The organism is Amycolatopsis sp. WAC 01375, assembly GCF_003947325.1.
Taxonomy (GTDB): Bacteria; Actinomycetota; Actinomycetes; order Mycobacteriales; family Pseudonocardiaceae; genus Amycolatopsis.
Window position 1 is genome coordinate 1 of sequence record NZ_QHHW01000018.1, and the last position, 15036, is coordinate 15036.

The 15036-nt window shown below is 69.5% G+C and carries 13 protein-coding genes; 6 read left to right on the forward strand and 7 right to left on the reverse strand.

The genetic code is table 11. The features are described from left to right. On the forward strand, positions 1-3172 hold a 3172-nt coding region (locus DL991_RS08445; RefSeq protein WP_125782704.1), incomplete at its 5' end, for a response regulator. 7 nt (positions 3173-3179) lie between these two features. Here the strand turns inward: DL991_RS08445 and DL991_RS08450 are convergent. Then, on the reverse strand, positions 3180-3581 hold the full coding sequence (locus tag DL991_RS08450; protein WP_233598724.1) for a response regulator transcription factor: 402 nt from the start codon (positions 3579-3581) through the stop codon (positions 3180-3182). A 71-nt stretch (positions 3582-3652) separates the two neighbouring features. Continuing rightward, positions 3653-3958 carry an ANTAR domain-containing protein gene (locus tag DL991_RS08455; protein WP_125782706.1) on the reverse strand — a complete coding sequence of 102 codons (306 nt, stop codon included), beginning with the start codon at positions 3956-3958 and terminating at the stop codon, positions 3653-3655. 189 nt (positions 3959-4147) lie between these two features. Between DL991_RS08455 and DL991_RS08460 the strand changes: the two genes are divergently transcribed. Further along, entirely contained in the window at positions 4148-4780 is a 633-nt protein-coding gene (locus DL991_RS08460) for a response regulator transcription factor (RefSeq protein WP_199746749.1), read from the forward strand. 9 nt (positions 4781-4789) lie between these two features. On the opposite strand, the gene DL991_RS08465 is transcribed toward DL991_RS08460, so the two are convergent. Continuing rightward, complete coding sequence (locus tag DL991_RS08465) at positions 4790-5767, reverse strand: nitroreductase family protein (protein WP_125782710.1); 978 nt, start codon at positions 5765-5767, stop codon at positions 4790-4792. 131 nt (positions 5768-5898) lie between these two features. Here DL991_RS08465 and DL991_RS08470 point away from each other — a divergent pair, with 131 nt between their 5' ends. Beyond that, the gene (locus DL991_RS08470; protein WP_125782712.1) at positions 5899-7614 is read left to right on the forward strand and encodes a GAF domain-containing sensor histidine kinase; all 1716 of its coding nucleotides are present in this window, start codon (positions 5899-5901) and stop codon (positions 7612-7614) included. 6 nt (positions 7615-7620) lie between these two features. On the opposite strand, the gene DL991_RS08475 is transcribed toward DL991_RS08470, so the two are convergent. Further along, the gene (locus tag DL991_RS08475) at positions 7621-7917 is read right to left on the reverse strand and encodes a dsRBD fold-containing protein (RefSeq protein WP_125782714.1); all 297 of its coding nucleotides are present in this window, start codon (positions 7915-7917) and stop codon (positions 7621-7623) included. A 159-nt stretch (positions 7918-8076) separates the two neighbouring features. Here DL991_RS08475 and DL991_RS08480 point away from each other — a divergent pair, with 159 nt between their 5' ends. Together DL991_RS08480 and DL991_RS08485 are read left to right on the forward strand one after the other, a co-directional pair. After that, positions 8077-9033: a hypothetical protein gene (locus DL991_RS08480; RefSeq protein WP_125782716.1), complete on the forward strand. Its 957-nt coding sequence runs from the start codon at positions 8077-8079 to the stop codon at positions 9031-9033. Positions 9034-9110: 77 nt separating this feature from the next. Continuing rightward, the gene (locus DL991_RS08485) at positions 9111-10070 is read left to right on the forward strand and encodes a DUF6528 family protein (RefSeq protein ID WP_125782718.1); all 960 of its coding nucleotides are present in this window, start codon (positions 9111-9113) and stop codon (positions 10068-10070) included. 168 nt (positions 10071-10238) lie between these two features. On the opposite strand, the gene DL991_RS08490 is transcribed toward DL991_RS08485, so the two are convergent. From DL991_RS08490 to DL991_RS08500, 3 genes are all read right to left on the reverse strand, one after another. After that, positions 10239-11228, reverse strand: coding sequence for an alpha/beta fold hydrolase (locus DL991_RS08490; protein ID WP_125782720.1), 990 nt, complete (start codon positions 11226-11228; stop codon positions 10239-10241). Between the two features lie 64 nt (positions 11229-11292). Next, the gene (locus tag DL991_RS08495) at positions 11293-12270 is read right to left on the reverse strand and encodes a GlxA family transcriptional regulator (RefSeq protein ID WP_125782722.1); all 978 of its coding nucleotides are present in this window, start codon (positions 12268-12270) and stop codon (positions 11293-11295) included. A gap of 203 nt (positions 12271-12473) precedes the next feature. Beyond that, positions 12474-13289 (reverse strand): helix-turn-helix transcriptional regulator, encoded by an 816-nt coding sequence (locus tag DL991_RS08500; protein WP_125782724.1) that lies wholly within the window; start codon positions 13287-13289, stop codon positions 12474-12476. A gap of 108 nt (positions 13290-13397) precedes the next feature. Between DL991_RS08500 and DL991_RS08505 the strand changes: the two genes are divergently transcribed. Continuing rightward, positions 13398-15023, forward strand: coding sequence for an AMP-binding protein (locus tag DL991_RS08505; RefSeq protein WP_125782726.1), 1626 nt, complete (start codon positions 13398-13400; stop codon positions 15021-15023). Positions 15024-15036: the final 13 nt, after the last annotated feature.

Sequence of the window (15036 nt, forward strand, 5' to 3'; positions counted from 1 at the left end):
GGTGGGCACCGAGGGACGGCTGGGTGGTCAGGCGGACGTCAAGGGTGTGTCGGGGACGTGGAAGGGCCTGACCGAGTCGGTCAACGTCATGGCGGACAACCTGACCGATCAGGTGCGCTCCATCGCCCAGGTCGCGACCGCCGTCGCCAGGGGCGACCTGTCCCAGAAGATCACCGTCGAGGCCAAGGGCGAGGTCGCCGCGCTCGCGCAGACGATCAACACGATGGTCGACACACTGTCCGCCTTCGCGGACGAGGTCACCCGCGTGGCGCGGGAGGTCGGCACCGAGGGCATCCTCGGCGGGCAGGCCAGGGTGCCGAACGTCGCCGGTACGTGGAAGGACCTCACCGACAACGTCAACTCGATGGCGAACAACCTCACCGGACAGGTCCGCAACATCGCCCAGGTGACCACTGCGGTCGCGCGGGGCGACCTCTCCCGCAAGATCGACGTCGACGCGCGCGGCGAGATCCTGGAGCTCAAGACCACCATCAACACGATGGTCGACCAGCTTTCAGCGTTCGCTGCGGAGGTCACGCGGGTCGCCCGCGAAGTCGGCAGTGAAGGACGGCTCGGTGGCCAGGCGGAGGTCGAAGGTGTTTCGGGCACCTGGAAGCGGCTGACGGAGAATGTCAACGAGCTGGCCGGGAACCTGACCCGCCAGGTCCGGGCGATCGCCGAGGTCACCAGCGCGGTGGCCACCGGCGACCTCACCCGGTCCATCTCCGTCGAGGCGCAAGGCGAGGTCGCGGAGCTGAAGGACAACATCAACGCGATGGTCCAGTCGTTGCGCGAGACCACGCGGGCCAACGAGGAGCAGGACTGGCTCAACACCAACCTCGCCCGGATCTCGGGCCTGATGCAGGGCCACCGGGATCTGCGGGTGGTGGCCACGTTGATCATGAACGAGCTGACCCCGTTGGTCGGCGCGCAGCACGGGACGTTGTTCCTCACCGAGACCGGCGAGAACGGCACCCGGCTGCGGCTGATCACCAGCTACGGGCACAGCGAGGACCCGGACACGCCGTCGGGTTTCGCGATGGGGCAGTCGCTGATCGGGCAGGCCGCGCAGACCAAGAAACCGATCGTGGTCGACCGGACACCGCCGGGTTTCGTGAAGATCTCGTCGAGTCTCGGCTCCGCCCCGCCGGTCACCCTGATCGTGCTGCCGATCGTCTTCGAGGACCAGGTGCTCGGCGTCATCGAACTCGCGTCGTTCGGCGAGTTCACCGCCGTCCGCAAGGATTTCCTCGAACAGCTGATGGAGACCATCGGCGTCAACGTCAACACGATCATCGCCAACGCGCGGACCGATTCCCTGCTGGAGGAATCCCAGCGGCTCGCACAGGAACTGCAGGCCCGCTCGGAGGAACTCCAGGCGCAGCAGGCGAAACTCCAGGTGTCGAACGCGGAACTGGAGGAGAAGGCCGAACTGCTCGCCAGGCAGAACCGCGACATCGAGGTGAAGAACTTCGAGATCGAGCAGGCACGCCAGGAGATCGAGGAACGCGCGCAGCAGCTCGCGCTGGCGTCGAAGTACAAGTCGGAGTTCCTGGCCAACATGTCGCACGAACTCCGGACGCCGTTGACCAGCCTCCTGATCCTCGCCGGGGTCCTGTCGCAGAACTCGACCCAGAACCTGACACCGAAACAGGTCGAGTTCGCCAAGGTCATCCAGTCCGCGGGCACCGATCTGCTGCAGTTGATCAACGACATCCTCGACCTGTCGAAGGTCGAGGCGGGAAAGATGGACATCCACCACGAGCCGTTCCCGCTGCGCCAGCTGCTCGACTACGTCGGCACGACGTTCCGTCCGCTGACGGCGGAGAAGGGGCTCGACTTCCAGGTCACCGTGGAACCGAACGTGCCGGAGCTGCTGTTCACCGACGAGCAGCGACTGCGGCAGGTGCTGCGGAACCTGCTGTCGAACGCGGTCAAGTTCACCGAAGACGGCCGCGTCGAACTGCGGGTCAAACTGGTCGACACGATCGTTTCGCCGTCAGGCCCGCTCCCGCACGAATCGCTGGTGGCCTTCAGCGTCATCGACACCGGGATCGGGATCGCCGAGGAAAACCTCGAATCGATCTTCGGTGCCTTCCAGCAGGCCGACGGCACCACCAGCCGCAAGTACGGCGGCACCGGGCTCGGCCTGTCGATCAGCCGTGAGGTCGCCTACCTGCTCGGCGGCGAGATCCGGGCGGACAGCGCGCTGGGAACGGGCAGCACGTTCACCCTCTACCTGCCGGTGGCGAGGTTCGCCATGGCCCCCGGTTCCGAAGACTTCACAGGGGCCACAGTGGACACCGATGGCGCGGAACAACGCGTACTGGTGGTGGAGACCGAGCAGAACAGCCTGCTGACCCTGCTCGCCCGCGGCGTCGCGGCCGACGTCGCGGACAGCCACGGTTCGGTCCAGGTGAAGGCGGTGTCCGATCCGGCGGAAGCGTTCGAGGAGCTGAAGCGCGACAGCTACCGCTGCGTCGTGCTCGACACCAGCATCCCCGGGACGAGCGCGTTGACGTTCCTCAAACGGCTCGCCGATGGCCCGGATCCGGTCGAAGTCCCCGTGCTGGCGTACGCGACCCGCAAGCTCAGTGCCGCGCAGGAACGGTTGCTGCACGGGCACGCGCGGGTGCATCCGGTCGAGCTGCTGCCGTCGCTGGACATGCTGCGGGAGCGCATCATGCTGCACATCTCGGCGAGTGAACTCGAAGGCATCCTGCCGTTGATGCACCAGCCCGAGGTGAGCCCGGAGGAGACGGCTCAGACCACCGAACCGCCCGCCGGACCACCTCGGCTGCGGGGGCGCAAGGTCCTGCTCGTCGACGACGACGCCCGCAACGTGTTCGCGATCTCCGGGATGCTCGAACTGCACGGTCTCTCGGTGGTCCACGCGCCCAACGGCCGCAAGGGCATCGAGGAACTGCTGGCCGACGACGGCATCGACCTGATCCTGATGGACGTGATGATGCCGGAGATGGACGGCCACGCGACGACGGCCGCGATCCGCGAGATGCCGAGGTTCGCCGGCCTGCCGATCATCACGGTGACCGCGAAGGCGATGGAAGGGGACCGCGAGAAGAGTCTCGCCGCCGGGGCGAGCGACTACGTCACCAAACCCGTGAACGCGGAGGAACTGCTGACCTGTATGGAACGCTGGCTCGCGGACTGAGCCGCGCTCAAGCCGTGTCGGCGCTGTTCGCGCAGAGGCGGCGGATGGCCGCGACGATCTCGGTGTTGGGGCTGCCCTTCACGAGGTATTCCGTGACGCCCGCGGAGGCCATCTGGGCGATGGACCGGGTGTCGCTGTGCGCGGAGAACGCCATCAGCCGGGTGCGGGGCACCCTCCGCCGGATCTCCCGCGCCATCCACGCGCCGCCGCCACCGGGGATCCGGACGTCCAGCACGGCGACCTCCGGGGTCAGCAGTTCCGCGAGCGCGACCGCTTCACCGGCGTCCAGCGCGATGCCGACCACCTCGATGTCCGGTTCGGATTCCAGGAGCGCGCGCAACGCGTCGCCGATCACCGGGTTGTCGTCCGCGACGAGCACCCGAAGTCTGGGGGGCGGCGTTCGGTTCATCACGCGGTCCGTGCCCGCGCGGTCTGCGGCGCCGGTGGTGGTCGCGGGCCCCCCGCCGAACTTGGCGTGACTCAGCAAGAGACTCGGCGATCGCCTTCGCTCAGCTGGTCGACGAGTGTCCTGGCGACGTCGTGGATCTTCATGTTGTTGTTACGGCAGAACGAGCGAAGCATTTCGAACGCCGCATCGATGTCGATCTGGTAACGCTCGGCGAGGATTCCCTTCGCCTGTTCGATGGGAAGCCGGTGATCCAGCGCGTACTGGAGTTGCTCGGCGCGGGCCCGGTAGAAGCGGATGCGGTCGCGCATGGCCACGACGTCGTCGGTCGGGTCGGGAGAGCCGGCCGACGTGGCCGTCGAAAGCATGGTCTCGGACATGAAGTGATCGTCGCAGCGGCGTGACCGCCCCGGGAAGAACAGAACGTCCTGACTCGAATGATGCAAATGAACCTGGTCCGGACGGCGGCGGCCACCCGAACGGGCGCCGAACAAGTCCCTTTGGCCTGTCGCAGTGACCGGTCGTGCGCCGTACGCTCTCATCCGAGGAGGAAAACCGTGGAGGTCGGAATGCTCCGGGTGTTTCTGGTCGACGATCACGAGGTGGTCCGCCGAGGCGTCGCGGACATGCTCGAGGAGGACACGGGCCTGTGCGTTGTCGGCCAGGCCGCCACGTTTTCCCAGGCGCTGGCGAGGATCCCGGCGTTGCGACCGGATGTCGCGGTACTCGACGTGCGGCTGCCGGACGGCAACGGCGTCGAACTCGCGCGGGAACTGCGCTCCAAGATGCCCGAACTGAAATGCCTGATGCTCACCTCCTACACCGACGAGCAGGCGATGCTGGACGCGATCATGGCGGGCGCGAGCGGTTACGTCATCAAGGATATCCGGGGGATGGATCTGGTGGCGGCGGTCAAGGAGGTCGGCCTCGGCCGGTCGTTGCTGGACACGCGGGCCGCCGCGACGCTGATGGCGAAGTTCCGCGACGACGCCGCCAAGAAGGGCCCGCTCGCCGGGCTTTCCGATCAGGAGCGCACGCTGCTGGAACTGATCGGCGAGGGACTGACCAACCGGCAGATCGCCGAGCGGATGTTCCTCGCGGAAAAGACCGTGAAGAACTACGTGTCGCGGTTGCTGACGAAACTGGGGATGCAGCGGCGCACCCAGGCGGCCGTGCTGGCCACCGAACTGCGGCGGCAGTGACGGCGCGCCTCAAGCGGAGATGAGCGTGTCGAGTACGACATCCTCCAGCGGGCGGCGCGGCGTCCACGGCAACGGTGAGCCGTAGCCGACGCGCAGCAGCACCTGGGGCCACACGCCACAGCCGAGAAGGCGCCGGAGTTCGGCACGGGCCTCGCGGACCATGGTCGGCGGGGAGATGAACGACGCGTCGAGTCCGGCGCCGGTCGCGGTGAGCAGAACCCGTTGCAGTGCTTGACCGGCCTGGAGCCGGTCGATCCGTTCGTCGGTCAGCGACCCGATCATCACCACGAGCGGAGCAGGCCGCATGCCGCCGTTCGCTTCGCCGAATTCGTCGAGGATCCAGCTTTCGTCGGCGGGAGCGCCTTCGGTCGCGTAGGACGGCACTCCGTCGCGAGTGCCCGCGGCCAGTCCGGTCCAGCGGCCGAGTTCGGCGAGGAAGGCGGGGTCGGCGAGCTGTGCCCGGCGGGCGCGTTCGGTGAGGTCACGCAGGCGACGGCACTGTTCGGCGTCGAGGCGCGACATCCACGCGTGCTCGAGTTCGGTGGCGTGCCGGAGTACGGCGAGCGTGGATTCCGGGGTGGCACGGGACAGGAACGGTCGCCGGTTGGTCCGGCGGCGCGGGATCGCTTGGGCGAGCCGCGAGACCTTCGGATCCGGCGTGCGTTCGGCGAGCGGGCGGACGACGGCCAGCAGATCGGGATCGGTGCGGCTCGGCACGAGGGTCGTCGCCGGGTGGAAACCCGAGGCGTGGATCGCCGTCCTGAGGGTGAACAGGGCGGCGCCGCAGGAGAGGACGAGTTCACGGCCGTCCGGATCCGTGACCGGGAGGATCCGGCGCGGATCGGCGTGGAGTTCGATCCCGGTGCCGGTGCAGCGGAAGAGCCACGGCTGGGTGTTGTGCGTCGACGGCGCCAGAGTGGCCGACCGGAGCACGGAATTCACCTGTTCGGAGTTCAAGCGCCCGACCCCGGTGACTTGTATGGTCATGGTTTCTCCCGCCGCCGTGCCACGGGTAATACGGTTGTCTCGATGAGACGGTCCCCGTCCGCGGTGCGGGGCCGAAAGAGGAGAAAGTCACCACGGCCGCGACTCGTCCCGATCTTCGGAGGCGCAGCAGGATGTCGGCTCATGACCGGCTGGGCGGAAGCGACGACCGGGTCACTGGCGCGCTTTCCCAGCTGCGGGTCCGTGAAGTGCTGGGGGACCTTCAAGAGCGCATCGAACGGCTCATCGGCACGCGCGACAAGATGGACGGCCTGCTCGAAGCGGTGCTCGCGGTCGCTTCGGGGCTGGAGCTGGACACGACGCTGCGCCGGATCGTGCGGGCGGCGATCGATCTCGGTGAAGCCACCTATGGCGCGCTCGGGGTGATCGCGGACGACGGTTCGCTCTCCGAATTCGTCTACCTCGGTATCGACGGTCGGACGGAGCAACAGATCGGGCATCTCCCGAAAGGGCACGGGCTGCTGGGTTTCGTCATCGATGAGGCGAAACCGGTGCGGCTGGCCGACATCTCGCGGCATCCCGCTTCGGTCGGGTTCCCGCCGCGCCATCCGCCGATGCGGTCGTTCCTCGGCGTGCCGATCCGGGTGCGCGACGAGGTGTTCGGGAATCTGTACCTCACCGAAAAACGCGGGGAGGGGTTCACCGACGACGACGAGGTGGTCGTCCAGGCGCTCGCCGCGGCGGCGGGCATCGCGATCGAGAACGCCCACCTCTACGAGCGGGCGCGGATCCGCCAGCAATGGCAGGCCGCCACCAGCGAGGTGACCACGGAACTGCTCGGCGGCACCGACCCCGTCGACGCGCTCAACTTGATCGCCGGGCGGGCACTGGAACTGACCGGTTCCGACCTGACTCTGCTGGCACTACCCGGTTCCGGCGGGCTCGACGTCGGCAAGGACGAGGCCGACGAACTCACCATCGCGGTGTGCGCGGGCGCGCGGGCCGCGGAACTGACCGGGGCGCGGATCAGCGTCGCCGACTCGGTGCCGGGGGCGGTCTACCGCGACCGGACCCCGCGCAGCGTCCCGGAACTGGCACTCGGTCCCGAGGGCGAGTTCGGCCTCGGCCCGACGCTCGTGGTGCCGCTCCGGGCGCGAGAACGCACGTCCGGAGTGCTGATGGCGGTGCGGAATCCGGGCGCGGTCCCGTTCGAGCTCGCCCAATTGCCGGTGGTGGCCTCGTTCGCCGACCAGGCCGCGCTCGCGCTCCAGCTGGCGGCGCGGCAGCGCACGGCGAGGGAACTCGACGTGCTCGCCGACCGGGACCGGATCGCCAGGGAACTGCACGACCACGTGATCCAGCGGCTGTTCGCGGTCGGTCTCGCCATGCAGAGCACGCACCGCCGGGCGGACACCCCGGAACTGCGGCGGCGGATCGGCGAGAGCATCGACCAGATGCACGAGATCGTGCACGAGATCCGTACGGCGATCTTCGACCTCCACGGCGGCGAGGCGGGGCAGCAGGGAGTGCGGCTGCGGCACCGCCTCTACGACTCGATCGCCGAACTCACCGACGAAACCCCGATCCACCCGACGGTCAGCCTGTCCGGGCCGCTCGACTCGATTCCCCTCCCGTTCGCCGAACACGTCGAGGCGGTGGTGCGGGAGACGGTCGGCAACGTCGTCCGGCACGCGCGGGCGAGCGGAGTTTCGGTGAGCGTCACCGTGAAGGACGACGTCCTGCGGATCGTGGTCACCGACGACGGCACCGGGACCGCCGGTGAGCCAGGTGGACTGCGCGACCGTGCGGAGAAGGCGGGCGGGACGTTCCAGGCGGAGACCCGCGACGAGGGCGGCACCAGGGTCGAGTGGTCGGCCCCTTTGCGCTGACCCGAGTCAGTTCGACGACTGCGCGGTGAGGATCCCGTCGACTTCGATCGAGCGGGCGACGTCGGAGGCGACGGTCTCGAGCAGTTCAGCGGTGAGGTCCGAAAGTGCCCGCGTCACCGCGAGATAGGCGCCGATCTGGGAGGCCGAACTGTTTCTCAGCCCGGCCTCCGCGAGTCCGACACCGACGAACTCGCCACCGTCTTCGAGCCGGAGCAACGCCTCCGCGCGCACTCGATACGGCTCGTGCTGCAGGGACACGTCGATCGTCCAGTTGTCCGTCATCGTCGGCTCCGTTCCGGTCATCGAGGCTCTCACCACCGCCGTTCGTGGCACAGGGTCCCAAGTCCTCGCTCTCCGGGAATCGGGGGCGAAAGTCCTCGGAATTCGTGACCGGCGGCCGCTGCGGTCGCCGGGTACCCCGGCCGAAGGTGGACCAATCCCCAGTTTCCCTCGGAGACCACCATGACGATCCCGTTACCCACACCCGTCGATCAGGCGGTGGCGGCCGCCGTCCGCGCGCCGTCCCCGCTCAACACCCAGCCGTGGCGGTTCGTCGTCGACCAGGACCGGATCGAGGTGCGGCTCGACCGCTCCAGGGTGCTCCGGATCGCCGACCCGGACGCCCGTGAGGCACGGCTTTCGTGCGGCGCGGCGATGTTCAACCTGATCGTTTCGTTGCGGTCCAACGGCAAGACCCTCTCGGTCCGGGTCGTACCGGAACCGGGGGAGCCGGATCTGCTCGCCGAACTCGTGATCGGCGACGACCGGTTTTCCTCACCGGAGGAGCGAAAACTCGCCGAAGCCGTCTTCCGTCGTCACACGAACCGCCGTCCGTTCCTGGACCGGCCGGTTCCCGTCTGGGCACGGACGACGTTGCGCGCGTCCGCGCTGGTGGAAGGCGGGCTGCTGGAACTGTTCGGCCGGGGCGACCGGGCGAACGCGGTCGCGCGCGTGCTGCACCGGGCCGAGGCCGCGCAGGCGCGCAACGGCGTGTTCCAGGCGGAGGTCGCGCTGTGGACCCGGCGGGCGGCCAACGCCCCGGACGGTGTCCCGGCACCGGCCGGACCACCGTCGCCGCACGGCATTCCCGCGCAGGAGTCGTTCTTCGCCGCCGAACCCGAAGGCGGCGAGCCGGTGCTCGGCGCGGTCCTTACCGCGGGCGGCGGCCCCGCCGCGGACCTGCGGGCCGGAATGGTGCTGCAGCGGGTGCTGCTGACCGCGACGGCGGCCGGCCTCGCGACGTCGTTCGTCGGCAGGCCGTTCGAAACCCCGGAGACCCGGGTCGCGATGGACCGGGTCTTCGCCGACCTCGGCCGTCCTCACACGGTACTGCGCTTCGGATACGGCCGCCCGGTGCCGATGACGGGACGCCGTGAGGTCGGCGAAGTGCTGCTCCGGCGGACGGAGGCGCCCCTCTGATCCAGGGTCATCTCGTCGACACCCACGTTTCCGATCACCGCCACCCGGCCGTCATCCGCAGCGGGTTCGGTCTCCGTATGAAGATCATGCGGAAATCCTTGGTGGCGCTGGCCATCGCGGGCCTTTCGGTGGCGGCGTCCGCGCCGGCGGTGGCGGACGCGGGTGGGCGCGATCGCGGTTCGATCGTCATCACCGAGCAGGCGTCCAAACGGATCCTGGTGGTGCCCGCCGACCGGACGTCCTGGCAGAACCGGAAGCCGAGCTGGGCGTGGGCACCGAACGCCGCCAACGGGCTGGCGGACCTCGCGGGCTCGTGGAGCAACCCGAGCGACGCGAAACTCGCCGAACGCAACGGCGAGAAGTACCTGCTGACGTCGGCGTCGGGTGGTTTCGCGGCGGTCGTGCCGTATCCGGCCGGCGACCGGGCGTACTGGGCGGCGAACGTCGGCGGGCCGGCCAACCCGCACAGCATCGAACTGCTGCCGGACGGGAACGTCGCGGTGGCGGCCAGCACCGGTGGCTGGGTGCGGGTCTACACCGCTTCCCAGGGGCAGCGCTCGACGACCTACGCCGAGTATCGGCTGGTGGGGGCACACGGCGTGGTCTGGGACGCCGGCCGGAACGTGTTGTGGGCCTTGGGCACCGACGCGCTCGTCGCGTTGAGCGTCGGCGGGCCCCCCGCGGCGCCGGTGCTCACCGAGCAGCGGTCCGTGCCGGTGCCGAGCAAGGGCGGGCACGACCTCCAGCCGATCCCGCATCGGCCGGATCTGCTGTGGGTGACCACGGAAGCGGGCGTGTACCAGTTCTCGAAGACGAGCGGCGGGTTCACCCAGCGCTACGCGGGCGCGCGCGAGATCGACCGGCCGCATGTGAAGAGTGTGTCGACGAACCCCCGGACCGGGCAGATCCTGACGGCCTCGGTGCAGGACGGCCACCTGTGCACGTGGTGCACGGACACCGTCCGGCTGGCCTTTCCACGCGCCGAGCTGGCGCTGCACGGCGCGTGGATCTACAAGGCCCGCTGGTGGATCGGTTGAGCTGAACTTCCGTGTCGGTACCGGCCGTTCGGGGGGCTGCCCGGCCGGTACCGACACACCAGAGAAGAGGGACCCCCGTCGCGAGAATGACGGCTGGCCGCGTCTTTCACCTGACCGAGTGAATCGCCCGGTTCAGCGCGCGGTGCTGACCCATTCGGGGTATCGGCCTCACCCGAGGAAGGTCAGTAGCTCGTCGGTGACAGCCCGCGGTTGCTCCTCCGCGACGAAGTGCCCGGAACCGGCGATCTTCCGCACCCGGACGTCGGCCGCCTTCGACGGCAGCACCGCGGCGAGGTAGTCGTAGTTGAACTCCGAGCCCAGCCCCAGCATCGGGGCGGCGATCTTCGTGTAGGCCTTCTGGTCCTCGATGTCCTGGCCGAACGTCTGGTACCAGCCGTTCCCCGCGCGGATCGCGTCCGGGCGGTCGTACGCGGCGGCGTAGATCGCCCGGTCCCGGGCCGCGATCGAGGCCGGATCGGCCGCCAGATGGTCGAACATCCAGTCGACGAGGAAGCGGGACCGGCCGGCCAACAGCTGTTCGGGTAGCGCCGCGACCTGGTTGAAGGCGAACCACCAGACGTTCACCGGTTGCCCTGGCGGGGCCAGCATCGGGAGCTGGTACAGGCTTTCGTCGGGATGCGAGACGTCCATGAGCGTGACGGTCTTCGTCGCTTCGGGGTGGTTGGCGGCGAAGGCGAACGCGACCATGGCGCCGATGTCGTGTCCGGCGATATGCGCCTGCCGATGGCCCAGCGTGCGCAGGAGGCCGAAGATGTCGCGTGCCATCGTCTTCTTGTCGTACCCGCCTCGGGGCTTGCCCGAGCCGCCCATGCCCCGCAGGTCGACGGCGATCACGCGGTACCGCTTCGCCAGCTCCGGCATGATCGCGCGGTACTGCCACCACGTCTCCGGCCAGCCCGGCAGCAGGATCAGCGGCTCGCCCCGGCCACCGGCGACGTAGTGCAACCGGACCCCGTCGACCTGGGCGTATTCGCTGCGGAACCCGCCGGGGAGGGACCGGGCGAGTGCCGCGTCGCTCGGGGCACCGGACTGGCCTGCCTCGGCGACGCCACCCGAGGCCACGAGCGCGGCCGCGGCCCCCGCGCCGAGGGTGAGCATGGACCGGCGGTTGAGGAAGGAACGGCTGTCTTCGGTCATGTCCCGATCGTGGCCGGACCGAGGCGCCGACCGTGAGCGGTGTTTTCGCCAACCAAGGTCTGTTTCAGGACAGGATGGGTTCGGGCACGCCCAGCCTGGTCCCGAACGTCTCCCGGTAGGACACCGGCGTGACCCCGACCTGTCGCCGGAAATGCGGGCGAAGCGCGGCGGACGAGGAGAACCCGCAGTACCTGGCGATCTCGTCGACCGGGAGATCGGTGGACTCGAGCAACTGCTGCGCGCGGATGACGCGCTGGTGGGTGAGCCAAGTGCCGGGCGCGGCACCGGTGATCTCACGGAACCGGCGATCGTAGTTGCGCCTGCTCATATGCGCCCGCCTGGCGAGTTCGTCGACCGGGAGCGCCGTGTCCAGCCTGGTCAGCGCCCAGGCCATCGTCTCCGACACCGGGTCGCCCTCGTCGAGCTCCGGCATCGGCGACTCGATGTACTGAGCCTGCCCGCCAGGCCGGTGCGGCGGGACGACCATGCCCTTCGCCAGCCGGTTCGCCACCTCCGCGCCGCACCACGAGCGGATCAGGTGCAGGCCGAGGTCCATCCCCGCCGCGCCACCGCCCGCGGTCAGGATGTCGCCGTCGTCGATGTAGAGCACCGATTCGTCGAGGAGGACGGCCGGGAACCGGGCCGCGAGCAGCGGCGCCATCGCCCAGTGCGTGGTCGCGGGGCGCCCGTCGAGCAGCCCGGCCGCGGCCAGTACGAAGGCGCCGCTGCACAATCCGGCCACCCGGGCGCCCCGGTCGTGTGCCGCGCGGAGCGCCTCCAGCGCGGCTGCCGGCGGATCCTCCATCGGCGACCGCCAGTTCGGGACCAGCACCAGGTCCGCGTCCCGGACCGCGCCGAGGTCTTCGGGGACCGGCACGGTCAAGCCGCCGCCTCGCAGCGCGGTCTCCGGTTCGCCGCCGACGACCTTGAGTTCGAGGTCGGGCAGCTCCCCGAAGGCCGAAGCCATCTCGAACACGCCGAACGCGAACGACATCGCGCCGAGCGACGCCCCGTTGAAGACCACCACGGCCAGCCGTCTCATGGGTCGATCCTAGAGACTTTCGAGTTCGAGCCAACCGTGTCTCAGACACGCACTTGCCGCCGCGTGAGTGGCGGTTTCGCGTGTCGTCCGTCCAGACACGTGAGCCGGCCGTCTGATCACACGTGCCGTCCACTCGATCACGCGAAACCGCCAGTTCGGTCCAGCTGGTCGTGAGTGGCCGGGGCTACCGCCGCCGTCCTGTGTCAGGGGAGTAGACCGGCTCGCCGTGCGTGCGTGACGGCTTGCAACCGCGAAGTCGCGTCGAGTTTGCGCATCGCGTCCCGCAGGTAGCTCTTGACGGTTTCCGCGGTCAGGCCCAGCCGGTGCGCGATCTCGCCGTTGGTCAAACCGAGCGCGACGAGTGCTACGGTGTCCAGCTCCCGCGGTGCCAGGCGCACCGCCGGGGGAGCGGCACCGGCGAGGTTGCCACAGACCGCGTCGAGACGGTCGCGGAGAGTGCTGTCGGTGATCTGGCTGGAGAGTGCTCGGAGTTCGCCGTAGACCTCGCGCAGCCGTTCGCGAGGCGCAGCCTCCTCGTGGTGCTCGGCCAGCGGCTTCGCCTCGGCGAGCCGCCTCTCGATCTCGTCCTCGACGGCCAGGGTCTGTTCGAGGTCGCGCGCGGAGTGCAGGGCGGCGGTGATCGTCCGGTCGGAAAGGACGGCCTCGTCACGCAGGCCGCCGTAAAGCACGGCGCGGACGCGGCGGCGCACCACGACCGGGATCGCGACCACCGAGTGGATGCCCTCGTCGCGGACCGGCTCGTCGTAGTCGTGACTGATCGTGGTGGCGCTGTGATAGCCGTTGGCGACGACCGGCCGGGTCAGTGCGAGTGCCTTGCCGCCGAGCCCGCAGCCCGCGCGGACGGACAGGCCGTTCAGCGCGGTGCCGCGGTTGCCGAGGAACGCGGTCAGCCGCATCCGGGGTGAGGTGCCGGCGATCCCGGCGAAGCCGACGGGCAGGCCGGTGTCGCGGCGCAGGTCCGAGACCGCGCCGAGGAGCTGGGCATCGTCGACCGGCATCGGCTCACCCTCCTCGGTGATCCCCCTCGATCGGGGGTGGTGGACGGATCGGGCCCGCCCGCACGATTCCCGGAACTGTACGCCTTCGCCAACGTCCCGGGAGAAACGATGACCGAAGCTCAAGTCCGGCGGTTGCTCGATGTCTACGGCGACGAGCGGGCGAGCGCCGCCGCCCTGCTGTGCGACCGGCATCCGGCGGATGCGGTCGCGTTCACCGTGGTCGAACCCGATCTGGCGGCTCACGATCTCACCTACGGCGAGCTGCGCGAGCGGTCGGAACGGTTCGCCGGGGCACTGCGCGACCTCGGCGTCGAGCCCGGAGATCGCGTCGCGACCCTGATGGGCAAGTCGGCGGAACTGGTCGTGGCGCTGCTCGCGATCTGGCGGCTGGGCGCGGTGCACGTTCCGCTGTTCACCGCTTTCGCGCCGCCCGCGATCGCGCTGCGCATCACCGGCAACGGCACGAAGGTCGTCATCGCCGACTCCGGTCAGCGCTCGAAACTGGCGCCGTCCGCGGATCTGCCCGCCGACCCCGAGCGCCGGATCGTGGTCGTCGGCGACGGTGACGACGGCGATCTGTCGTTCCATGAACTGGCGGCCGATGCCGCCCCTCTACCGGACGCCGCGGTGACCGGCGGGGACGGAGTCCTGGTCGAGCTGTTCACCTCCGGGACCACGGGAACCCCCAAAGCGGTCCCGATTCCCCTCCGCGCGCTCGCGGGTTTCCAGGCGTACCAGGACTTCGCGCTCGACGTCCGCGCCGACGACGTCTTCTGGAACGCCGCCGATCCGGGCTGGGCCTACGGTCTGTACTACGCGATCATGACGCCGATGGCGACCGGCAGGCGGAGCCTGTTGCTGCACGCGGGTTTCTCGGCCGAGCTGACGTGGGCGGTGCTGGCGAAGTTCGGTGTCACCAACTTCGCCGCCGCGCCGACGGTGTACCGCGCGCTTCGCAACGCGGACGCGCCGGTGCCGGAAGGACTCCGCCTCCGGCACTGTTCGTCGGCGGGTGAACCGTTGACCCCGGACGTCCTGGAGTGGGCGTCGTCGAAGCTGGGCGTCGGAGTCCATGACCACTATGGACAGACGGAACTCGGCATGGTGGTTGGCAACGCCTGGCATCCGGATCTGCGCGCCGAGGTCCGGCCGGGCTCGATGGGCCGGGTGCTACCTGGCTTCGCCGTCGAGGTGCTCCGCGAGGACGCCGACGTGATCGCGGAGCCGGGGGAGCGCGGCCGGGTCGCACTGGATCTTCCCGCGAGCCCGCTCCTGTGGTTCCGGGGCTACCGCGACGCGCCCGAGCGCACCGCGGCCCGGTTCAGCCCCGACGGCCGCTGGTACTACACCGGCGACGTCGCCGCCAAGGACGCCGACGGTTACCTGACCTTCGCTTCGCGGGACGACGACGTCATCCTGATGGCGGGCTACCGGATCGGCCCGTTCGACGTGGAAAGCGTGCTGCAGCAGCATTCCGCCGTGGCCGAGTCCGCCGTCGTCGGCGTCCCGGACGCGCTGCGGGGCGAGGTGATCGTCGCGTACGTGGTGGTCCGGGACGCTGTCTCCGCCGACGCCGCGCTGGCGACCGAGCTACAGCAACTGGTGAAGACCAGGTTCGCCGCCCACGCCTATCCGCGTGAGGTGCACTTCGTTCCGGAGCTGCCCAAGACGCCAAGCGGGAAGATCCAGCGGTTCCTCTTGCGGAAACGGCACTCAGGCGCGCAACCCGTCTGACGGAACGCGGAAG